Annotated in this window: 23 protein-coding genes; 9 read left to right on the top strand and 14 right to left on the bottom strand. The window is 37.6% G+C overall.

The window, feature by feature from the left end; all coding sequences use genetic code 11:
* Positions 1–261: 261 nt before the first annotated feature.
* Positions 262–969, top strand: coding sequence for a sugar transferase (locus tag H6G06_RS10335; RefSeq protein ID WP_190559689.1), 708 nt, complete (start codon positions 262–264; stop codon positions 967–969).
* A 40-nt stretch (positions 970–1009) separates the two neighbouring features.
* On the opposite strand, the gene H6G06_RS10330 is transcribed toward H6G06_RS10335, so the two are convergent.
* Entirely contained in the window at positions 1010–1843 is an 834-nt protein-coding gene (locus tag H6G06_RS10330) for a carbohydrate ABC transporter permease (protein WP_190559687.1), read from the bottom strand.
* 151 nt (positions 1844–1994) lie between these two features.
* On the opposite strand from H6G06_RS10330, the gene H6G06_RS10325 reads away from it, so the two are divergent.
* Positions 1995–3638, top strand: coding sequence for a metallophosphoesterase family protein (locus H6G06_RS10325; protein WP_190559685.1), 1644 nt, complete (start codon positions 1995–1997; stop codon positions 3636–3638).
* Between the two features lie 418 nt (positions 3639–4056).
* Here the strand turns inward: H6G06_RS10325 and mdh are convergent, their stop codons facing one another.
* The 5 genes from mdh to H6G06_RS10300 all read right to left on the bottom strand — a co-directional run bounded on the left by mdh (position 4057) and on the right by H6G06_RS10300 (position 7696).
* Positions 4057–5034, bottom strand: coding sequence for a malate dehydrogenase (mdh, locus tag H6G06_RS10320; protein ID WP_190559683.1), 978 nt, complete (start codon positions 5032–5034; stop codon positions 4057–4059).
* Between the two features lie 108 nt (positions 5035–5142).
* Entirely contained in the window at positions 5143–5358 is a 216-nt protein-coding gene (gene ndhO / locus H6G06_RS10315) for an NAD(P)H-quinone oxidoreductase subunit O (protein ID WP_190559681.1), read from the bottom strand.
* A 324-nt stretch (positions 5359–5682) separates the two neighbouring features.
* Positions 5683–6516, bottom strand: coding sequence for a DNA-formamidopyrimidine glycosylase (locus H6G06_RS10310; protein ID WP_190559679.1), 834 nt, complete (start codon positions 6514–6516; stop codon positions 5683–5685).
* A 128-nt stretch (positions 6517–6644) separates the two neighbouring features.
* Positions 6645–6860 carry a photosystem I reaction center subunit IV gene (locus tag H6G06_RS10305; RefSeq protein ID WP_190559677.1) on the bottom strand — a complete coding sequence of 72 codons (216 nt, stop codon included), beginning with the start codon at positions 6858–6860 and terminating at the stop codon, positions 6645–6647.
* Between the two features lie 242 nt (positions 6861–7102).
* On the bottom strand, positions 7103–7696 hold the full coding sequence (locus tag H6G06_RS10300) for a PAP/fibrillin family protein (RefSeq protein WP_190559675.1): 594 nt from the start codon (positions 7694–7696) through the stop codon (positions 7103–7105).
* A 249-nt stretch (positions 7697–7945) separates the two neighbouring features.
* Between H6G06_RS10300 and H6G06_RS10295 the strand changes: the two genes are divergently transcribed.
* Both H6G06_RS10295 and mraY read left to right on the top strand, forming a co-directional pair.
* Positions 7946–8182 (top strand): DUF3134 domain-containing protein, encoded by a 237-nt coding sequence (locus H6G06_RS10295; RefSeq protein WP_190559673.1) that lies wholly within the window; start codon positions 7946–7948, stop codon positions 8180–8182.
* An 80-nt stretch (positions 8183–8262) separates the two neighbouring features.
* Complete coding sequence (gene mraY, locus H6G06_RS10290) at positions 8263–9366, top strand: phospho-N-acetylmuramoyl-pentapeptide-transferase (protein ID WP_338422926.1); 1104 nt, start codon at positions 8263–8265, stop codon at positions 9364–9366.
* A gap of 79 nt (positions 9367–9445) precedes the next feature.
* Here mraY and H6G06_RS10285 read toward each other — a convergent pair whose 3' ends face one another.
* The 6 genes from H6G06_RS10285 to H6G06_RS10260 all read right to left on the bottom strand — a co-directional run bounded on the left by H6G06_RS10285 (position 9446) and on the right by H6G06_RS10260 (position 12690).
* Entirely contained in the window at positions 9446–9625 is a 180-nt protein-coding gene (locus H6G06_RS10285; RefSeq protein ID WP_190559669.1) for a PCP reductase family protein, read from the bottom strand.
* A 31-nt stretch (positions 9626–9656) separates the two neighbouring features.
* Positions 9657–10160 (bottom strand): MogA/MoaB family molybdenum cofactor biosynthesis protein, encoded by a 504-nt coding sequence (locus H6G06_RS10280; protein ID WP_190559667.1) that lies wholly within the window; start codon positions 10158–10160, stop codon positions 9657–9659.
* Between the two features lie 63 nt (positions 10161–10223).
* Positions 10224–10559, bottom strand: a complete 336-nt coding sequence (gene psb28, locus H6G06_RS10275; RefSeq protein WP_190559665.1) for a photosystem II reaction center protein Psb28 — start codon at positions 10557–10559, stop codon at positions 10224–10226.
* Between the two features lie 120 nt (positions 10560–10679).
* Complete coding sequence (gene dtd / locus H6G06_RS10270) at positions 10680–11132, bottom strand: D-aminoacyl-tRNA deacylase (RefSeq protein WP_190559663.1); 453 nt, start codon at positions 11130–11132, stop codon at positions 10680–10682.
* A 74-nt stretch (positions 11133–11206) separates the two neighbouring features.
* Positions 11207–12331, bottom strand: coding sequence for a CobW family GTP-binding protein (locus tag H6G06_RS10265; RefSeq protein WP_190559862.1), 1125 nt, complete (start codon positions 12329–12331; stop codon positions 11207–11209).
* Between the two features lie 119 nt (positions 12332–12450).
* Positions 12451–12690 carry a Uma2 family endonuclease gene (locus tag H6G06_RS10260; RefSeq protein ID WP_338422925.1) on the bottom strand — a complete coding sequence of 80 codons (240 nt, stop codon included), beginning with the start codon at positions 12688–12690 and terminating at the stop codon, positions 12451–12453.
* A gap of 175 nt (positions 12691–12865) precedes the next feature.
* On the opposite strand from H6G06_RS10260, the gene cysS reads away from it, so the two are divergent.
* The 3 genes from cysS (at position 12866) to H6G06_RS10245 (ending at position 17024) form a co-directional block, all read left to right on the top strand.
* The gene (gene cysS / locus H6G06_RS10255) at positions 12866–14320 is read left to right on the top strand and encodes a cysteine--tRNA ligase (protein WP_190559661.1); all 1455 of its coding nucleotides are present in this window, start codon (positions 12866–12868) and stop codon (positions 14318–14320) included.
* 53 nt (positions 14321–14373) lie between these two features.
* Positions 14374–15459 (top strand): AI-2E family transporter, encoded by a 1086-nt coding sequence (locus H6G06_RS10250; protein WP_190559659.1) that lies wholly within the window; start codon positions 14374–14376, stop codon positions 15457–15459.
* 128 nt (positions 15460–15587) lie between these two features.
* Positions 15588–17024 carry a TldD/PmbA family protein gene (locus tag H6G06_RS10245; protein WP_190559657.1) on the top strand — a complete coding sequence of 479 codons (1437 nt, stop codon included), beginning with the start codon at positions 15588–15590 and terminating at the stop codon, positions 17022–17024.
* A gap of 159 nt (positions 17025–17183) precedes the next feature.
* Here the strand turns inward: H6G06_RS10245 and H6G06_RS10240 are convergent, their stop codons facing one another.
* Positions 17184–20213, bottom strand: coding sequence for a CHAT domain-containing tetratricopeptide repeat protein (locus tag H6G06_RS10240; protein ID WP_190559655.1), 3030 nt, complete (start codon positions 20211–20213; stop codon positions 17184–17186).
* A gap of 44 nt (positions 20214–20257) precedes the next feature.
* Positions 20258–21136, bottom strand: coding sequence for a hypothetical protein (locus H6G06_RS10235; RefSeq protein WP_190559653.1), 879 nt, complete (start codon positions 21134–21136; stop codon positions 20258–20260).
* A gap of 359 nt (positions 21137–21495) precedes the next feature.
* Here H6G06_RS10235 and H6G06_RS10230 point away from each other — a divergent pair, with 359 nt between their 5' ends.
* Both H6G06_RS10230 and H6G06_RS10225 read left to right on the top strand, forming a co-directional pair.
* On the top strand, positions 21496–21966 hold the full coding sequence (locus H6G06_RS10230) for a M23 family metallopeptidase (protein WP_190559651.1): 471 nt from the start codon (positions 21496–21498) through the stop codon (positions 21964–21966).
* 194 nt (positions 21967–22160) lie between these two features.
* A complete protein-coding gene (locus H6G06_RS10225; protein WP_190559649.1) occupies positions 22161–22541 on the top strand; it encodes a hypothetical protein in 381 nt (126 codons plus the stop codon).
* The last annotated feature ends 9 nt before the right edge of the window (positions 22542–22550 follow it).

The raw sequence follows: 22550 nt of genomic DNA, 5'->3' as shown, positions 1-22550 counted from the left end.
CGCCCATTTCCAAGTAGAAACACTATCTACTCAAGAATGGGTGTTTATTTCTCACATTTGTTCACATCTATTTTTTAGCTTCTTTACAAAAAAAACATCAAAAATTTAAAACAACTTGGTTTAATAAAAAGATTGTGTGAAGTTCTGGTGTTTGGCTTTTTAAGGTAGGGAAAATTACATACAATTTTTTTGTATTGATACACTTTTCTATCTTTACCTATCTAAAGATAGATGTAAAAATTAAATAAATAGTTAATAGTTATGTCATTTTCTACTCTGACAAATCAAACAAAAAGTTACAGCGTGGCTAATGTGAGTGTTCCTCCCCATCTGACTCTGATGGAATTATCACCACAGTCAATCCACCCATCAGTCGCTAATAATACAAAAAGATTAATTGACATACTCGGAGCCATAGTTGGTTTAATAATTACATCCGTGGTAGCGGTTCCTATAGCAATTGTTACCTTATGTTCTGATCCAGGCCCCATATTTTATTCTCAACTTCGCTGTGGTCTAAACGGACGCACCTTTCGGATCTGGAAATTCCGTTCTATGGTGGTTGATGCAGATAAACTCAAGTCTCTAGTCAAAAACCAAGCCAAAGGTAACATCTTTAAATCTACAGAAGACCCTCGTATTACTCCTTTGGGTAAGTTCTTGCGACGCACTAGCTTAGATGAGCTACCCCAATTTTGGAATGTTTTAATGGGAGATATGAGTTTAGTTGGTACTCGTCCCCCCACTCCTGATGAAGTTATCAATTATGCACCCCATCACTGGGAAAGATTGCTAGTTAAACCGGGTATGACTGGAGAATGGCAGACCAGAGGACGTTCCACCATCACAGACTTTGAAACGATAGTCAGTATGGATTTAGACTATCAGCGTAAATGGTCTATTGTTTATGATTTGATTTTAATTTTTAAAACTTTTTGGGTAGTCTTAGATAGAAAAGGAGCTTATTAGGTGACAGGTGACAGTAAAGACACTGGTAATTGATAACTGATTAACCTTTAACACCGCTACCCGTATCGGTGGGTACAATAAACCTTTGTAAAAACAAAAATAATAGCAAAACTGGAGCGATAGAAATTACCGACCCAGCTGCTACCAAGCGCCAATCTAAAGAAAATGTACCTGCTAATTTAGCAACTCCCAAGGGTAAAGTATATAAACTCTCATCTTGGATGACAATCAAAGGCCATAAAAAGTCACTCCAAGCACCAATAAACACAAAAATAGCCAGAGTTACTAGTGCTGGACGAATAGCTGGTAACATCACAAACCACCACAATCCTAGCTCAGAACTGCCATCCATGCGGGCGGCTTCTTCTATTTCTTTAGGCACACCTATAAAAGCTTGTCTTAATAAAAAAATGCCAAAAGCAGAAGCTAAACTGGGAAAAATCATCCCTAAATAACTATTTGTTAACCCTAACTGCACTGTCAAAATATATAAAGGAATCATCACGATTTGAAAGGGAATCATAATTGTGGAAACAATAGCAATAAAAATTCCGTTTCGTCCCACAAATGATAATCTTGCCAGAGGGTAAGCAGCTAAAGCACAAAACAGCAGATTCAATCCCACAGTCAATAAAGCCACCAGAATACTGTTATATAAATATTGTCCAAAAGGTAGAGATTGCCAAACACGAGTGAAGTTCTCTAAAGTCGGTTGACTCGGCCATAACTGTGGTGGAGATTGTAAAATATTTTCTGTAGGGGATTTTAAGGCTGTGCTAATTAACCATAATAAGGGGAAAAGGGTAAACAGTGCGATCGCTGCCAACAATCCATACATGATGAGAATTTGCAGTTGTGATTTTTTAAAATTCATAAATCTCCTGGGAAGTTTTGCATTTAAAGTTTTTGCATTTAAATTAAATAATTACTCTCGCTACAACAGCCGGAAAATTTCCCTAATAACTGTACTTTTTCTGGTAATATATTTGACCTTAATAAGTGTGAGTTCCTTTGCTAAAATAATCATGATATCACCACTGCAACTGCTGACAGATCCATTTTTGCAACTACCAACAGAAAATTCTGTACGAGTAGTTTGGTTTACTGAGTTTGCAGGTGATCAACATTTAGTTATCTCCGGTGAGAAACTTGATCACAGTTTAATTGCAAAAACTACCAAACTGAGCCGCACTAGAGAAGATCAACTATCAAGAGTAGCAAATCAAACTGAAAACGGGCAAATTTATCAACAACCCGTAAAACGTGAAATTTGGCGACATGAAGCCGAAGTTACGGGTTTAACTCCAAATGTGCGAGTTCCCTATTATGTCACGAGTACAAGAGAGGATGGAGAAAAGGTTAGCAGCAAAGTTTTTACCCTTGCACCTACTCCAAAACCCGGTACACCTTTAAAAATTCTCCTCACCTCAGATCATCAATTAAAACCGATGACGGCCGCAAATCTCCAAAAAGTGGTAGAAACTGTAGGAAGAGTTGACGGAGTATGGTTCGCAGGAGATTTAGTCAATGTTCCAGACCGCGCTTCAGAATGGTTTGATGATAATCGCGGAAATGCTTTATTTCCAGGTTTGCAAGGTCGCGCTAATTATCAAATGGAACATAACGGTGTAAAATTCACTTACACAGGTGGTAAAATTATTCAAAATGCCCCTATGTTTACTTGTATTGGTAATCATGAAGTCATGGGGAGATATGCCAGAACGGGAAGTTTAGATGATGAATTTAATGATACGATTCCTCGTGTAGTTGCTGAAAAATTGTATGGGGAAAAATCTTTAAAAGATAATTCTTTTAATACTGTCACATACGAAGAAATTTTTACTTTACCTGAAACTAAAACGGGTGGAAAAACCTATTATGCAGTGAATTTTGGTGATGTGCGCCTAGTGGTTTTGTATATTACGAATATGTGGCGACCTCCTCAATTAAAGTCAGAACGTAAAGGCAGATATATAGAACCAGAAAAAGATTTTAATGATCCTGAGAATTGGGGTTACGGACAGTTAATTTATGAACCTATTTTTCAAGGTAGTGAACAATATAATTGGCTTCAGGAAGAATTAAATAGTCCTGAATTTAAACAGGCAAAATATAAAGTTGTCATGTTCCATCATCCGCCTCATACTTTGGGTGATAATATTGTTCCAGCTTATACGAATCCTGTGACTATCATTAAACGGTATGAAGCAGGAAATATCAAAGCTATTCGTTATGAATATCCCAAAAATGCAGATTATATTATTCGTGATGTTATTCCTTTATTAGAAGCTGCTAAAGTGCAGTTAGTATTTTATGGCCATTCCCATTTATGGAATCGCTTTGTAAGTTCAAGCGGAATGCACTTTCTAGAAACTTCTAATGTTGGTAATTCTTACGGTGCAGCTTGGGGTGAAAGAAAGCGAGAAGTACCAACAGGCTATCAAGAGGATTATACTGAAATAGGTGATCCCAATGGGCTAGAACCAATAATACCAACCATTTCTCCATTGTTAGGAGAAGATAGCAAGCCGCTACCTTATATTGCTAGTAATGATATTACAGTTTTCAGCATCTTCGACACAGGAACAGGTACTATTAGTAGCTATCGTTTTGATACTAGAAAACCTAATTCAGAGGTCATTAAGTTTGATGAATTTAAGTTGAAATAATTAGCCGTGAGCAATCAAATTAACCCTCTTTGATAATTTCAGCCAAGACCCCTACGGCGACCCAGCCGATGAGGAATATCGCTACTAATAAGCTGACAAAAATATTGCTGATGAAGGAGAATATTTGAGGGGGCAGTAGCTCACTGCCCTTTGTTTTTTAATGGAAATATTAACCCTGCTTTGTCACTCTCGGAAAACAATAATCTAATCCATCTTTTGTAACTCTTATTTCATCAAAGTTGGGCGCTTTTTTATGTATTAAAAAATAAAATTGCTGTATAAAATGTCAAAGCCAAAGCCCCGTAAACCTTTCAGGTATTGCATTTTCCCAATCTGACAGAACAGGGATACAGGAAAATAAAAATCAGGTATTGCATTTTCCCAATCTGACAGAACAGGGATACAGGAAAATAAAAAATTATTCTAAAACTGTCAAAACTTCCTGCGCCCTCTCAATATTGCTCCTCACTGACTCCGCTGAAGTTTGCAAAGCTGCCCTTTCTTCATCGCTGAGAGTCAATTCCAAAATGCTCTCAATTCCGCCGCATCCCAAACGACAAGGCACACCAATTACAAGATCATTTAAACCATATTCACCTTGTAAATAAGCTGCCACTGGCAACAACCGCGACTGATTTAATAAAATTGATTCTACCATCAGGGAGGTAGCAGAAGCAGGAGCAAAAAACGCGCCTCCTGTGTGCATTAATTCCACGATTTCTGCGCCACCGTTGCGGGTTCTTTGTACTAAACGTTCAATTGTTTCTGCATCTAACAATTCTGTAATAGGAATACCATTGACAGTGGCATAACGGGCTAAAGGAACCATTAAATCACCGTGACTACCCAAAACCATCGCTTTGACATCCGCAGGTAAAACTCCTAATTCTAAAGCAATGAAAGTTTCAAACCTAGCTGAGTCTAACACCCCAGCCATGCCCATTACCTGATTTCTGGGTAAATTTGTAGCTTGCCAAGTTAAATAAGTCATCACATCCAAAGGATTGGTGACAACAATAAAAATAGCATTGGGAGAATGTGCGATCGCATTTTTTGCTGCCTCAACCACAATCTTGGCATTAATTTTCAGCAAATCATCCCGACTCATCCCCGGTTTGCGGGGAAAACCAGCCGTAATTACCACAATTGCTGAATTAGCCGTATCTGCATAATTATTAGTACCGCTAATTTGCCGATTATGTAACTCAAGTCCCCGCGCTTCTAGCAAATCTAAAGCTAAACCTTGAGGCATTCCTTCGACAATATCCAACAACACCACATCAGCGAGATTTTTCTCTGCAATGCGTTGGGCTAAGGTACTGCCAACCCTACCAGCACCCACAACAGTCACACGGGGAGATTTACATAAAACTGGGGAAGATGGGGAATCAGACATAATTTCTCTATGATGGCGATAATTCAATCATCGTAGGGTGGGTTAGTGACAACGGAACCCACCTTGCTTATAGCTTTTACGTTAAAGCACAACTATGAACTATGTTTGTTATACAAACTCTTCCAACTGTTCCAACTTTAACCAAATATTCGGCGTTGCTACTTTCCCGAACTTAACCAAAGCGTAATCACCCTTGATATCTACCACTTCCCCCTGACTTTCAAATAAATAGGAAGGAAAGCGGGAATCACTAGCTTTAGCTTCTACACTATTTTCCAATTTCTCACGGATAGCGCGAACCATATTTCCTTTTTTAACCGCCATTAGTTCCCCTCATAATTTATAAACGCTTTTATTCATAATTTTATATCGTGCCAAGATCCAAAGGCACAATTTCTTTCCTAAAAAAATATAACCACCTACGATCAAGTAAGCGGTTTTGGAAGAAGTCCAAATTTGTTTGTTACAAGATAGTTCTTCCTTATCAAAATTATCATAACAAATTTTAAATCCTTTGTCAACCTCTTGTATCCAACTAATGGCGATTCCTACAAAGCACTTCGCTATCACTGTTATTTGAACAAGAAAGCTGATAACAATGCAGCGGTCATCAGGAAAAACTCTTTACTGCCACCTATTAGGTGTTCCCTACTTCTGACATTGGGAACAAAAATGACTAGAACGCCCACCTAACTTAATACGCGCAATCACATTACCACAAATTTTACAAGGTTCCCCAGTGCGGTTATAAACCCATGCTTCACCGCCATAATTTCCGTTAACGCCTTTAACATTGAGAAAATTACTAAAAGTTGTCCCACCAGCGGCAATACTTGCGGATAAAACTTGAATTATCGCTGATCTTAAAGGTTCAATTTGTTCGCTGCGTAATTCTGTACAGAGGGTTGTGGGTAAAATGCCACTTTTAAACAAAGCCTCATCAGCATAAATGTTACCTAATCCTGCAACTATCGACTGATCTAACAGCGCAGTTTTAATAGGACGACGAGATTTTTGCAGCTTATTCGCTAAATACTCAACGGTGAATTCTGGTGAAAATGGGTCTACAGCCAGTTTTGCTAAACCTGTAACAATACTTTCTACCGGCACACCAGGGGGAACATACCACATTTGTCCAAATGTGCGCTGGTCAACAAAGCGTAATTCTTGCTGTTCCCCAAAAAATAATCTTACTCGTGTGTGTTTGTGTAAGGGTTCATCTTTGTTCTGCCATAATAATTGACCCGTCATTCGCAGATGAACACCCAACCAGGAAGATGGGGAGAGTTCAGCTAAAAGATATTTACCGCGACGATGCCAGGATTTAATGGTACTTGTTTTAATGATTTCTATAAACTTATCAACAGAAAAAGGGTAGGCGATGGTGCGTTGTAGCAGCACATCTCCCCCCGTAATTTCTTGGTTTAGGGTTAATTGATTTAAACCCCGTCGGACTGTTTCAACTTCAGGCAGTTCAGGCATTTCCAGAGTAACGAGTGCTGGGTGTTTAGTTCAGAGGTATGACTCAAAAATCAATTGAGGGCATGGAATTAGCATTAGTTTACCGCTTTTCCATGTTTTTATCTCAGCACTCAGCACTGTTATGCTGCTTACTTTTTAGCTGCCTTAGCTTTGGGTGCTTCCACCTCTACTAATTCATCTAAGGCAAAGTTGTTGGTATTGATCCCAGCGTAATTGACGTTAGGGAACCGGACAATTACAGGGTACTTGATGCCGCTTTGGTCAATGGTAGCGACTGTGCCTACATCTTGAAACCAGTAGGATTCTGGACGAAGGATGCGTACTTTAGAGCCACGTTGAACCATGATTATCTTCCCTTTGAATGATCAAATAAATTAGGGCTAATTGTTTTCACTCTACTACCTGAAGGTCTTTACTAGAGTATTTGTTAAGTTATTTGTCATGAGTCAGGGAATAGGGAACAGGGAATAAGTTTCTCCCCCCAGTCCCCAGTCCCCAGTCCCCTGATAAAAGTATCAGACTCTACTTGACAAAGTAGCTATAATAGAATAAGGTCGTTCGCAAACACTTCTTGCGAATAAACTCCTTATGCCTTTGATGCCTTGCTTAAAACAAAGACACTCCCCTCGTTACCTCTGCCAATACGGAGATCATTGTCTAGATAAGTGATATCCAACCATCCTTGTTGTTGGTCGCTGTTGATAGGAAAATCAAGAGCAGCAAATTTTTTGCCTGATTCAATCTGTTGGATAAAGGTTGCGGGTGACTGGTAGGCAACTAACCTTTGTAAGCCAATAATAGAACGCTGAAACTTAACTTGAACTCGACGTTCGGAAACTGGTTCAAATTTAGCGGCTACGCTGACTAATCCTTCCAAAGAAGGTAGTCCATAAATTTCAGCAATGTTATAAACACTGGTAGTTTCTACTCGAATACTTTGGTAAATTTGACCAAGTTTACAAAAGGGAAAACGATCCAGGTTCAATAAAGCTTTGCTAGTGGTGTAAAGTAGTCGCCAATCACCTTCTAGTAAGTGCCTGGCTTCCATTGGGTGTGGTGTTGGGTTAAAGTCTTCTAAACTAGCGATCGCAGCTAAGATAGCTTGTTTTTGGGTTTCAGTTGCCAGCAAACCCCGATTTGTACCAGCAATTGCATCCAAGAGAGCAGATTTTGTGATCATCACGTTTTGCCTCAAAATATAACTATGAAATCTATGAAATCAGGATTAACAACAGGTTAATGTTCTACGTATATGTCTGTGCAATTCACCAAAAATGGTTTGCCGTTTGGCATAGGCTTATTAAATAATTTTTTTTGTTCCAGTACCGGATTGATCAATCAAAGAGTTGAATCATTAACTAAATTATCCCGTATCAAATGATAGACTCTTAATGTCCAGTTACATAAACCTCTTACTGACTTCGTTGATATGTTAAATTCTCCCCTGCGTGAGCATCCCCGGAACCAGAGAGCTACTGTAATTCCCTTGAAGCCAGAGTCCTCAATGTTGGACTGGTTGCAGTCTAGCGGCCGTCTCATAGCGCGTGACTTTAACGAATCGACTTTTTCGGAACAAGAAGCAGAAATATCTGACTTTTTGGTGGGAGAAGATGGAATTGGTGACCTTGACTATGATGATAGTGATATCAGCTTAGATGAGGATTAGCCTTGAGGATTTTGGGGACTGGGTTTTATCAATGTTTCGGTTTTCGGTTTTTTTAAGTGTGGAGTGAAGGGAAATTTTCTGTGGACGCTAAATTATCTCCAAACCAAGGATTGAACATTTCTGGAATCGGGCTGGCCTCTCTGTTAGCCCTTGCGCTGACTACAGCTGCATTGATTTTAGATTCAATGGGACATAGAGTATTCTGGCAAACTAGCTCGCTCACCATGCCGTTTTTGTTGTGTGCTGTGGGTGCTGCTGCTGCTGGCTACTGGGTTGTACCATTGCTCCAAGCATTGAAAACAGGGCAAATTATTCGGGAAGATGGACCGCAAGCACATCTGAAAAAAGCTGGTACTCCAACGATGGGTGGTGTTTTTTTCATACCTGTAGCTGTGACAATTGCTTGTATCTTGTCTAACTTTGCTCAAGATGTAGTTGCTGTTTCTGTGTTAACACTCAGCTATGGTTTTATAGGCTGGATAGACGATTGGCAAATTTTACGTCGTAAATCAAATAAAGGTATATCTCCGACGATGAAACTTGCTTTGCAGATTATTTTTGCAGCTTGTTTCTGTCTGTGGATGATGTTGAATAGAGATTTTAGTATAACAAATATCGCCTTACCTGTGGTTGGCTTTTCCTTGCCTTTAGGATTACTTTTTTGGCCTTTGGCTGGTTTTGTATTGGTAGCGGAAAGTAACGCTACTAATTTAACTGATGGGATTGATGGGTTAGCGGGGGGAACAGTTGCGATCGCTATCTTCGCTTTAGGCGCTGTAATTGCACCGACTTCACCAGAACTGATGATATTCTGTGCGGCTATGAGTGGTAGTTGCTTAGGATTTTTAGCCCATAACCGCAACCCAGCCCGTGTTTTCATGGGTGATACTGGTTCTCTGGCTTTGGGTGGTGCGCTGGCTGCTGTGGCACTACTGACTAATAGCTTAGTAGCCCTGTTCATTCTCAGCGGTATTTTCTTTGTAGAAACTCTGTCTGTGATGGCGCAAGTCAGTTATTACAAAGCTACCAAAGGGCCAGATGGGAAAGGTAAGCGTCTGTTTAAAATGGCTCCTCTACACCATCACTTAGAATTAACTGGTTGGTCAGAATTGCAAGTAGTTGGTGCATTTTATATAATTGCTGCAATTTTGGCTACCATCTGCTTGACATTTATTAAATTTTAAGAGTCTTAACAAATCAACGAAGAAAAAATGATAAACCTCCTATAGATTAGGGGGTTTTTATTTTCCTGTTCAAGATTTTTTAGTCGTATTTTTTGTTGAATTGTTTCTTAACCTGTTCGTAAATCTCGATTGTGATTAGAGATAAACTATGATCTTGAGCATAAGTTTCAATCTTTTTGCGGGCAAAAGGACGAACAAAGAAGGGAATATCTTTGAGTTTAGCTTCGGCTTCAGCGGTCCATTGAATTTTTTCACTCATTGATTTTTAGGTTTTGCTTTTGATAGTTTACTTATTCCGTCACCTGTTTTACCAAATGCACCAATTCTGGTAAAATCAGTTTTTCCATTCCCAGTCGTACAGCGTTACTAGAACCGGGAAGAGAAAAGATAATTTTATTTTGATAAATACCAGCGACAGCGCGAGAAGCTATCGCTCGTGAACCAATTTCTTGATAGCTTAAAAAACGAAATAACTCACCAAATCCCGGTAAAGTTTTTTCTAACAACTTGGCGATCGCATCGTAGGTGGTATCTCTGGGTGCAATTCCTGTCCCCCCATTAAAAATTAAAGCATCTAAATTTACATTTTTACCCAAAATTTCTATCTGTTGTTGAATCTGGGCGGGTTCATCTTTAATAATTATATAATCGGCAATAACATGATTAGCTGTTAACAATAATTGCTGGATCAGTTGACCACTTTTATCTGTTTCTGGGTTGCGCGTATCACTAACAGTGATAACCGCACAAGTTACCGTCATTTCTAGTGAGTCTGGATGGGGTTGCAGTTTCATAGATACTGAGGTTTTAGCCTTTAGTCAATGACCACTGGCCACTGACCAATGACTGATGATTACTTAAGATTTGCTTAATCCCAGATCGTTTTCTTCAGCGTAGCGTTCCATAAAGCGCATGAAGCGTTCCCATTCTTCAAGGGTTTTCATCAAGTAAACCGCTTCTAATGCTTCCGGTTTACCGTTGATAAATTTGCCCTTGACTTCACGAGTCAGAATTTCACCTTCTTCGTCAACCATGTACATCCCCGTGATTTCGTCTGTGCTACCTTCTCTCAAAATGTTGGGATTGGTAAAAATAAACGTTGCTGTACCTTGATCACCACTCCGCGATCGCGTTAAGCGTACATCTGGAACTACTGTTTCGTCAACGCCTCTAGAAAACTGGATTTTTGCCATGATGAATGAATTTTAAGTTTTATGATCTTTAAGTTAATATTCTCTCATCTTACAGTAGGCATTTGGCTATCGTGCTTGAATATGTTTCTTAGTTTTAGTTAGTTTAGCAAGATTAGAGAGCTAAATAGCTTCTTTCTCCAGGATCAAAGTAACAGGTCCATCATTTTGAATCTCTACTTGCATCATTGCGCCAAATTGACCAGTTTCCACCCGTAAACCGCTTGTTTTTAACTTTGATACAAAACGATTATACAAATCGACAGCCAATGTGGGTACAGCAGAACGGTCAAAAGAAGGACGACGGCCTTTACGACAATCACCATAAAGCGTAAACTGACTAACTACTAATAACTCACCGTTAATTTCTTGTACAGATTTTTGCCATCTGTCACCACCCTCATCATCAGGAAATAGCCGCAATTCCAAGCATTTACGAACCATCCAGTCAAGTTCGGCATCAGTATCAGTATTAGAAATACCAACGAGTAAATTTAACCCTCTGCCGATTTTACCGACAATTTCGCCATTTACAGTAACTTGAGATGATTTCACTCGTTGAACGATAACGCGCATGGTGCTTATTCATTTTAGTTGTCAGTTGTTTTTTCTATACCACTGACAACTAAGACCTGACAAGTAACTAATGACTATTTCCCAAATCCTTTACCTTTGCTAACTGAAGGAAGACAAAGGCAGTTTTCTAGTTGGTTGAGTAAAGTTTCTTGATCCAAATTTTGACCAATCAACACTATTTGGTTTTTGCGTTCACCTTTCCACTGATCATCATCAATGGTGAAGCGTTTACCGCACAGGTGGAAAATATGGCGTTGGGGACTTTCCTCAAACCACATAATGCCCTTAGCACGGAAGACATTTGTGGGTAGTTGGTTATCTAAGAAATACTGAAATTTTCTAATTGAAAAAGGTTTATCACTTTGGAAAGATATAGAGATAAAACCATCATTTTCTAAGTGGTCAGAATGGTGGTGATGATGTTCATGATCATGATGGTCATGTTCACAGGTAGAATGATCATGGTCGTGATGTTCATGACCGCAGTCAGAATGATCGTGATCATCGTGATCATGATGATCGTGTTCGTGTTCTTCTGAATCAAAATATTGATCAGATTCAAACAAACCAACGCTGAGGATTAAAGGAAGTGGAACTTGAGAATTTGTAGTTCTAATAATTCTTGATCCTTCCTTCACATCGTTAATCTTGCTTTCTAATTCCTGTAAAGTAGTTTCATCAACTAAATCGGCTTTATTGAGCAGAATCACATCACCATAAGTAATCTGACTAAGTGCGGCTTGGGAGTTGAATAAATCTAAGCTATAATTGGCTGCATCAACTACAGTAATGATGGAATCTAAACGAGTTAAATCTCGCAGTTCTGAACCCAGAAATGTCATTGCTACAGGTAAAGGATCTGCTAGTCCAGTGGTTTCTACAACTAGATAATCTAGCTTTTCTTCCCGTTCTAAAACTTTGTAAACAGCATCAACTAAGTCGTTGTTGATGGTGCAACAAATACAACCATTGCTGAGTTCCACCATATTTTCATCGGTAGCAACAACTAATTCGTTATCAATACCAATTTCGCCAAATTCGTTGACTAAAACAGCGGTTTTTACTCCTTGCTGATTAGTCAAAATATGATTGAGTAAAGTTGTTTTGCCGCTACCAAGGAATCCCGTAATAATTGTTACCGGTAATCCTTGCTTGGGAGCTTCCATTGGGTGAGATTCGGTAGTAACTGCTGATGGCATAATCATGAAGTAGGATTTAGGTCTATTTTGAATGTTAGCCTGATTTTGGCTACTTGGCATTGCTGATTTACAGCATTAATTTACATAACAGCTTGAAAAATCTGATTAGCTGTTAATTTTCACTCTGGAAATGTTGCTGAAACAAAAACACTTTTTGCTATTCCATAGGGTAAGTCTAGCCGTATGTATTCAGACGAGATTTTTCTATTTAAAAAAAGGATAATCCACTCATGAAAACCTAAAAGTTGATTCATTTCAATAATTACGCCATTATGTAATTCATAATACTTTGCTTCTGGTTTCCATTCGCCAAACTCAGTAAAAGTTACTGGTTTAGTTTTGGGTAAAGCTTGAATCATAATTTACTAAGCTGTGGTGAAGGTATTACATGATATTACTTGGAATTATCTGTAGAACTACATCAGATATCATAGATGAAGAGAGCGATCGCTCTTAATTCAGTTTCACTTACCTATCCGGTTACTCGCAACTTACGTTATCATTGCTGATCGTTAGATGCCTTATTCCTCTATTATGACCCTATCTATTTACAATACTCTCACCCGTCGTCAAGAACCGTTTACCCCCGTCGAAGATGGGAAGGTAAAGATGTATTATTGCGGTGTTACGGTTTACGACTATTGCCATTTGGGTCATGCTAGAGCTTGTATTGTTTGGGATATAGTGCGTCGATATCTTCAGTTTATCGGTTATGATGTGCGCTATATACAGAATTTTACGGATGTTGATGATAAAATTCTTAACCGCGCACGCTCAGAAAATTCGACGATGGAAGCGGTATCCGAACGCTTTATTAAGGCATATTTTGAAGATATGGCACGTTTGGGAATTAAAGAAGCTGATGAATATCCCCGTGCTACCCATACAATGAATGGTATTAAAAGATTAATTCATGATTTAGAACAAAAAGGTTTTGCTTATCCTGCGGATGGTGATGTTTATTATGCGGTGCGGAATTTTGCGGAATATGGCAAACTTTCGGGACGCAAATTAGAAGATTTACAAGCTGGTGCGAGTGAACGGGTAAATGTAGAAGACGCAGAATATAAAAAGAAGAAAGACCCCTTTGATTTTGCTTTATGGAAAGCTGCAAAACCTTCCGAACCTGCTTGGGAGTCACCTTGGGGTAAAGGTCGTCCCGGATGGCACATTGAATGTTCGGCAATGGTGCGCGATCGCTTGGGTGATACCATTGATATTCATGCTGGTGGTGCTGACTTAATTTTCCCACACCATGAAAACGAAATTGCCCAATCAGAAGCAGTAACCGGTAAACCTTTAGCTAATTATTGGTTACATAACGGGATGGTCAAAGTTGATGGGGAAAAAATGTCTAAATCTTTAGGCAATTTTACCACAATCCGCGATTTATTAGATCGTGGTGTTGACCCGATGGCATTAAGATTATTTGTGTTAATGGCACAATATCGCAAGCCCATTGATTTCACCGATGAAGCAATTTTAGCAGCAACAAACGGCTGGCATACTATCAAAGAAGGTTTGTTATTTGGCTATCAGCACGGTAAACAGTTAGGTTGGGAAAATCTAGAAATAAATAACGCTAAACTTGATAAAACGGAAGTTGAGAAATTTACCACAGCAGTCAATGATGATTTTAATTTTCCCGGTGGTTTAGCGGTAATTTTTGAATTAGCTAAAGAATTAAGGAAGGAAGGAAATATTATTGTTCATCAAGGAAAAACAGAAACTCCCGCAGATGAATTACTGAAACAATGGCAAACTCTGTTAACACTAGCAGATGTTTTAGGTTTAACTGCCAAAATAGAAGAAGAAAAACCTGCAACTGATGGTATAAGTGATGCGGAAATTGAAGATTTAATTCAACAAAGAAAAGAAGCAAGAAAAGCCAAGAATTTTGCTGAATCTGATCGAATTAGAGATCAACTAAAAGCCCAAGGAATTGAATTAATTGATAGCAAAGAAGGTACACGTTGGCATCGTTCATAAAGGCAAAAGGCAAGATTTAGAAGTTTATTCTACCCAGTCCCCAGTCCCCAAACATGATAGAAAAGCGCAAAACTATTACCCTTTCAGAACTGTTGTTAATTGTTGCCGTTAGTTGTCTGATAGTTCTGATGTGGCAACTACGGAGTTTGTTGGTAACATTAATGGTTGCTGTAGTTTTAGCATCAGCGATCGCTCCCATAGTTAACTCAGCAGAAAAATTACGCATTCCCCGTTGGTTAGGTGTAATAGTCGTGTATATTACCTTGATTGCTGGATTGATTGGGGCCGGTTTAATTATTGGACCATCTGTTTCTGAGCAAATTCAACGATTAGCTAATAAATTGCCCATTTACTTAGAAAATTTGCAGATTACAACTGAAAATCTGGCTATGCAAATGGGAATCACGCAAATCGAGACAATTGAGCAATTTCTTGATCTTCAGTCCCTCACCAGGTGGGTATTTAGTTCTAGTAAGCAGCTGCTTGTGCGTTCCTTCGGCTTGACTCGTGGCATTGTTGGGGGTGTGTTGAATCTAATTTTAGCTTTAGTAATTTCAGGGTACATGGTTGCTGGTAGTAGCAATTTAGTCAAAGGTTTAGCAGATTTATTTCCCCAACCTTGGGACAAACGCCTCGCAGATCAAGTTGCGCCAATTTCTCGCCGCATGGGAGGTTATGTTCAAGGTCGAGTTTTGGTTTCCGCTATTTTAGGTTTTGTCATCACCCTGAGTTTAAGTGTTTTAGGACTATCAGAATTTGCTTTAGCACTCGGTGTAATTGCTGGATTTACAAATTTGATTCCCTTCATCGGTCCAGTCTTAGGGGCAATTCCGGCGTTAATTGTCGCTATTCCCCAAGGAGGATTGACTTTTTTATGGGTGCTGTTGTTATTTGTAATCATTCAAAATATAGAAACTTACGTACTTGATCCCTTGCTGGTAGGTTCATCAGTCAGCGTTCATCCTTTGTATCAACTCTTGGCAGTATTAGGAGGAACACAGGTTTTAGGTATTATTGGCGCTGTAATTGTCCCCCCTTGGGTTGCGGGTGTATCAGTATTGTTAGAAAATCTGTATCTGCACCCAAAAATGTTAGCTCAATCTCAGAGTAAATCAGATGCTATTGAGTTAGATAATTGACCCTGACTAAATAAGTGAAAATTCTTAGTTAAAATATTTCAATTACCAAAAATTTAACCTAAGTTGTGTTTATAATATAACTTTTGTGTTAAGCATAATAATTTACCAGTCTTTATATAATTTCCGCTATGTGGTCAGAATTAACAACCGCCATTTCTCATCTTAACATTCCTGCTGATTGGATCGGTATTCGAGCCGTCAAAGAAACAGCCAGAAACCATTATGTTCGTGATGGCTTACCCAAAAGCAATGGTAAATCATTGACAATGGGAGCAATGATTGAAGTCATGGTTAATGGTAGTTTGGGTTATGCTGCTACTAACTCCTTAACATTATCATCATTGCAAAATGCAGCCGAAATAGCCTATAAACAGGCACTTGCAGCTGGTGAATTTTGGATATATCCCTTTAGTGAAAATACCCGTCCTAAAGTCGTGGGTGAATATAACTCACCTTTCTTTGAACCATTAGATGCTATTAGTCCAGGGGAAATCAACGATTTATTAATTCGTATTTGCCACCACCTGAAAATTAACGAAAAAATTGTTCAAACTACAGCCAATATTAACACTAGCGAAAAAGAGACTTGGTTTGTTAGTAGTAACGGCTCAGAAGTTTACCAAAAAATTATTTCCTTGGGTACACATTTTGGCGTAATTGCCCAAGATGGTGCAGTTGTTCAACAGCGCAGCAATCACGGAATGCACGCCAATTGTTACCAAGGTGGATGGGAATTATTAAAACAAGATAACCTATGGCATCAAGTACAACAAATTGGTGAACAGGCATTAGAATTATTAACAGCCGAAGAATGTCCAAATACTCGCACTCATTTAGTTTTAGCCCCAGACCAAATGATGCTGCAAATTCATGAAAGTGTCGGTCATCCTTTAGAAATTGACCGCATTTTAGGAGATGAGCGCAACTACGCTGGGGGTAGTTTTGTCACCAACAACGATTTTGGCAAACTACAATATGGTTCACCTTTAATGAATATCACCTTTGACCCCACAGTAGAAGGTGAATTTGCTAGTTATGGTTTTGATGACACTGGTGCAAAAGCAACCAGAGAATATATTATTAAGGATGGTATTTTACAAAGAGGTTTAGGGAGTTTAGAAAGTCAAGCCAGAGCCAATTTACCAGGGGTTGCTTGTGCGCGTGCTTCCTCGTGGAATCGACCCCCAATTGATAGAATGGCTAACTTAAATTTAGAACCAGGAACCGCCAATTTTACGGAAATGATTGCGGATATAGAACATGGTGTTTACATGGAATCTAACCGTTCTTGGTCAATTGATGATCAACGTTATAAATTTCAGTTTGGTTGCGAATACGCTAAATTAATTGAAAACGGTAAACTTACTAAAACCCTTCGTAATCCTAATTATAGAGCCACTACACCAGAATTTTGGCATAGTTTAATTAAAGTTGGAAATGATTCAAATTGGCAAATGTACGGTACACCTTTCTGTGGAAAAGGAGAACCTAACCAAGCAATTTGGGTAGGACATGGTTCACCCGTTTGTGTATTTGCAAATGTTGAAGTTTTTGGTGGTGGTTAGTAAATAAGATCCCCGACTTCTTATTTAATAATTTTTGCCACATATTATTGAATATTAGAAGTCGGGGATCTGCAACAGTAAACAAAAACCTAAGATCCCCGACTTCTCAGATTAGATCATCATTTATTGACATAATTAAAGTAAGAAGTCGGGGATCTACTAATCTGCTAATCCCAAACAAATAAACGCCGCCCAATATTTCGGATGTTTATAAGGTTGATAATCGTTGTCATCATTAGCCAATATCCGTAAATTATCCTCTGATTTAGGACTATATCGCCCTACATATTCAATCTTTTCTTTAGTTAACCAAGTATCTCGCATTTGCCTCACAGTTAAATTACGGACATATCTTTTCGCCTGTTCTAATGCTTTACCTACAGGTAATTTATCCTCTAAATAATAATGATAAAACCTTCCCATTAAAATCGCCGTAGCAATATCACTCACAGCCCATAAACTGACAATTAAACTTTTTGCCCCTGCTTGAATAAATGCGTGTCTTAAACCCTGTACAGATTCCCCTAATTTGACATCTCCTAAACCTGATTCACAGGCAGATAATACTACTAATTCGGTCCCTCTTAAATCTAATAAAGTGGCTACATCTTGGGCGGTAAGAATACCATCCTCTGCTGCTGGGGGGAGTTTACTACCATTTAATGCTGTATTTGCTCCTGCAAAGGCTAATCCTGCCCTTAAAAGTGGATTTTGGATGTTTTGCATTCCGGCTCGATGTAGGCTGTCTAATTGAGAAAAAGGAGTGTTTTCTAAAGGTTTTAGGTATTCGATGGGGAGAAAATAGCCATGTGTAGCAATATGCAAAATGCGGGGAGATAATTGAGATTTGACCAGAGATTCTAAGGCGTTTTTTTCAGTATTGGGAGTGACACCTAAATATTTAGATATTTCTACACTTTCTAAAAATGTTCCGGGTAGGGGTGCAAATTGACCTCCTGGTTGAGATTTGCAGAGATCAGAATAAGTAATATCTACGTTTACCTGAGTTTGTGTAGTTATATCTTGGGAAGTGATAGCAGTTTCATCGCTGAGGTTATAGTCAGGATTGGCAATAATTAGAGCTTGGGTAGGTTGGATGTTACTGGGGAATTTTAAGCGGATGAGATCCCGTCCCACGTTCAAATAACTAATGGTGTATTTATCCATTAAATATTGATGATTATTGATGGGTAAAATTTCAAAGGGAAGTAAGTTTAATTGTCCATCAGCAGCAATGATTAATTTTTGAGTATCTGCGGGTAAGTATTTTTGAATAGGATCAAATAGCAGTTGTTTTAATTGTTGTTTATTCTGAAATACTTCGTTTAATTCTGGATTATCTTTAATTTTATTTAGTTTCTCTTGCGTGGGTATGTTTTTTGTAATCATTCTTTTATCACCATCTGATCTTTCTAGAATGATATTTTCTCGAAACACTTTAATCAGACGATCAATATTATCAGCTTCTCCTAAATCAATCATTTGTATGTTATCTGGTTGTCCTGCGGGTAAGATAAAAGCTAGATAACGCGCAGGTTTCCACTGAGTATCACCATTAGCGGGAATTGCTTTAAAATCAAAAACATTTAACTGCACAAATTCTAATAGGCTTGAACCTGATGGTAGTGCTAATGCAACCGCACGGCAATCTATTTTTAGTAACTTTTGTTCAATGTTTAATTCAGGAATTTGCCGACTGAGTTCTTGTTCAATTTTTTGTTGTTCTTTAATGAGTTGATTACGATAGTCTTGTTCTACTTCTGTGAGATTTTGAAAGGTTAAGTTAATGATTATTTTTGTTTTCTCTTGATATTCTTTAAAGAGTGTGTTTAGGTGAGGATAACGCCATGACAAAAGAGCATTTTTTTGTAAAATAGTGATTTCTGTAACGATTAGCTTACGTTTTTGGATTAATTCAAAAGCTGAGTGTATAGCTTTTGAGGAATTGGCGAGATATTGAAAAATAAGAGAGATAAAACCCTCGAAATTATAGTAATTTCTATGCAAATAATTCAAACGTTGTGCTTCATTGCTAAGTTTAAAAATTTGAGAAATTAAATTTAATTCAATATCAAAATATTGTTTCATGAATTTATAAGCATATTCATAATCTCCCATTGATGAATACAATATTCCTATATCATAGAGAAAAGTTGCTATATCAGGATGATTAATACCTAAGATATTTTCCAAGTTTTCTAAAGTCTGTTGATACAGATTTTCAGCATCTTTATACCTTCCCATTAATGAATACAATACTCCCAAATTATGTAGAAAAATTCTCGTATCAGGATGATTAATACCTAAGATATTTTTTAGAATTTCTAAAGCCTGTTGATATAGAGGTTCAGCATCTTCATATCTCCCCATTGATAAATACAATGTTCCTAAATTATTTAGAGAAATTGCTGTATAACGATCATTAATACCTAAGATATTTTTTAGAATTCCTAAAGCCTGTTGATATAGGGGTTCAGCATCTTCATATCTCCCCATTGATTTATATAATGCTCCTAAATTATTTAGAGAGGATGCCGTATCACGATGATTAATACCTAAGACATTTTTACTTATTTCTAAAGCCCGTTCATAGAGGAGTAAAGTATCTTCAAACCTCCCCATTAATTCATATAATAATCCTAAATTATTTAGGGAATTTACCGTATCAGGATGATTAATACCTAAAATATTTTCCCGAATTTCTAAAGCCTTTTCAATGAGAGGTACAGCGTCTTGATATCTCCCCATTAATTTATACAATAATCCTAAATTATCTAGAGAAGATGCCGTACCAGGATGATTAATACCTAAGATTTTTTTCCGAATTTTTAAAGCCTTTTTATACAGAGGTTCAGCGTCTTGATATCTCCCCATTAATTCATACAATAATCCTAAATTATTTAGGGAATTTGCCGTATCAGGATGATTAACACCTAAGACATTTTTCCGAATTTTTAAAGACTGTTTATATAGAGGTTCAGCATCTTCATACTTCCCCATTAATTTGTATATTTTTGCTAATTTTTGTAAGGCATTTGCCCTATCTGCATGAAAATAGGGTAAGTGTATTTTTATTAATTCATAAATTTCTACTAGTAAATTTATTGAGTCACAAGATTTTTGTTGGTCATAGAGTTTATTTGCATTATTCAACAATAATTCAATTTTTTCAATGATTTTGTTTTCCATAATAGCCACCTATTTTAAAATAATATGCAAAGTTTATTTCAAATTTAACTTACTTTGAAAACTCGTTGAAATATCTGACAATCAGACAATTTACCCACATCTTGAAAAATTTCAAATAAATGCTGTTCATCCAAATCTACATCCTCATTACGATAATATTCATTTATCCAGGATAATGTAATCTCCTGCTCTGTTACAATCGCCAAAAACAACTCTTTTTCAGTACCAAAAGCTAAAGGAGCGCGGTGTCTATCATTATCAGGCGGTAAATAAAGCGGTTGAGAGAGACGACAAGAAGGAATTTCAGCATAGGCTTTAGAAGGAGAAATTAAGCATTTATCACCATTAGCACTTTCATTAATTAATAATAAATAACCTGTATTGGGTAAATTCAGTTTTAATCTATAGTCTTTTTCCTTTTGTAAAGTTTCCTCTCTAGGTATACGTGCAGTAATCATGCGGTTATCATCAGGTACAGGTATTTCATAAGGTATCATTTCCATTTCGTCTTTTACTGGATAAGCCTCTTTTTTAGCCAACTCCCAAGCCATACGGGGAAACTTTTTCTCCCATAACCATTGATAGGTGACATGATAAGGAGATTGATCTTCATTTCTAGGTTGTCCTCTTTGACCAGTTCTTTCTACAGTAAAACCATCAGCAATCATTTCTTCTTGAAAATTTTTCCATATTTTATCAGCAGACCTAGCAATAAATAAACTAAGACCTGAAGAAAGATTTTGAAATGATTTACTTTCAGTATTCATATTGAGTTGTTTAGCTATTTGTTGGGAAATAAATCCTTGAGACTGTGTGTAGTTGCGCGGATGCCAACGCAAAGGAAAGCATAGTTGCTCATAGGTTTCTTTTTCCTTTGGATATAGCTGTTGTGAAATTCGTTCTAAAAAGGCATCTTGAAGCATTGGCTTTCCTAGTTATTACTAAAATAAGAATCAATTATAAGTAGTCTTCAGTACATAGTCAATACCTCTAACAAAAAATAGTAACATTACCTTGATATTTCCTTATAAGCCTTAACTGGTAGGGGTTCAGCAATGCTAAACCCCTGCATAAATCAAAGCCTATTCTAGATTTTGTTATTTCTTGTTATTACTTTTTATTTTCTGTTATTTCTTGTTATTAAAATCAGAAAATTGCTATTTTCAAGACCTTTACTAATCAAAGTAATTGAGCTAACTTGATTATCAAGAAACGAGCAAGGTATTGATTCTCACAAATCACTATCTGCAAAATTAGGGTTAAACAACTGAGGAAAAAACGTATGCAATTAAATTCTGTAATGAAAGCTCTTGCTATTCTCACTTTACCAGTAATCGTCAATCCATTAACGGCTGATGCTGCTACTTTCGCTAATCATATTAATCATCAAATAGCCTCTAAACAATTGATTGCACAAAACAATTCTCCTGTTACACCTTTATCTTCACTTTCCCTTTTTAGTTCTAGTTGTGATTTCGGAGGAATTTGTGCAGGATCTCATCAAAATAGACACAATGGTGTGGATTTTCGAGCCAGTTTCAGAACAGAAGTTAGAGCAATCTGTGATGGGGTAGTAATGGAAGCACGAACACCAAGAACAACCCCAAATATTTGGAATCGCTTTACTAATATCAAACACTCAAATTGTGCTGGTTATTCAGAACTGTATGGCTATTACGGCCATATTGATGCAATTGTTCGTGTTGGGCAACGAGTTACAAAAGGTGATGTAATCGGTCATGTTGGAGATTAGGGTCGAAACTCCCACTTACACTTCGGGATGGCCACAAGATATGTCAACAGTGGTTGGGGCTATGGCATGACACCAAATTGGGTGAACCCTAGATCAATTTTCTCCTACTAAATCTCAATTATTAATTAGGAGTAGGTAACATTTACCTACTCCTAAGTATTCAACATTTTCTTCAAAAAAATAGGAATAAAATCATGAATTATAAAGTTACAATTAGCATTTTGATTGTATTCTGCACATCTATTATCAATGCACAAAAAGCCTCAGCTATTGAACTGAGTCCACTGGTAGAAAAATTAGGTACTCAATTGATTGATAGGTTATTATCACCACAATCAACTCCCACTAACACACCTTCATTTTACCCACCCCAAGATAGTAACTATCCTAGTAATTCCAACTATTACAATTCTTATCCCCCATCATCCATGCCTTCTTATTCACCTACATATCCACCCACACAATATTCACCTTCCTCACCTTCAATGCCGATGCCATTCATCTATAATCCAATAATTGTTGTACCGCAATCTCCACCAGTGTTTAATAATTACAGTAATAGTGTGCAAAGGTAAGAAAACAAG

The organism is Anabaena sphaerica FACHB-251 (genome assembly GCF_014696825.1).
Classification (GTDB): domain Bacteria; phylum Cyanobacteriota; class Cyanobacteriia; order Cyanobacteriales; family Nostocaceae; genus RDYJ01.
Note: the sequence above shows the minus strand (reverse complement) of the source record. Positions and strands in the feature narration are given on the sequence as shown.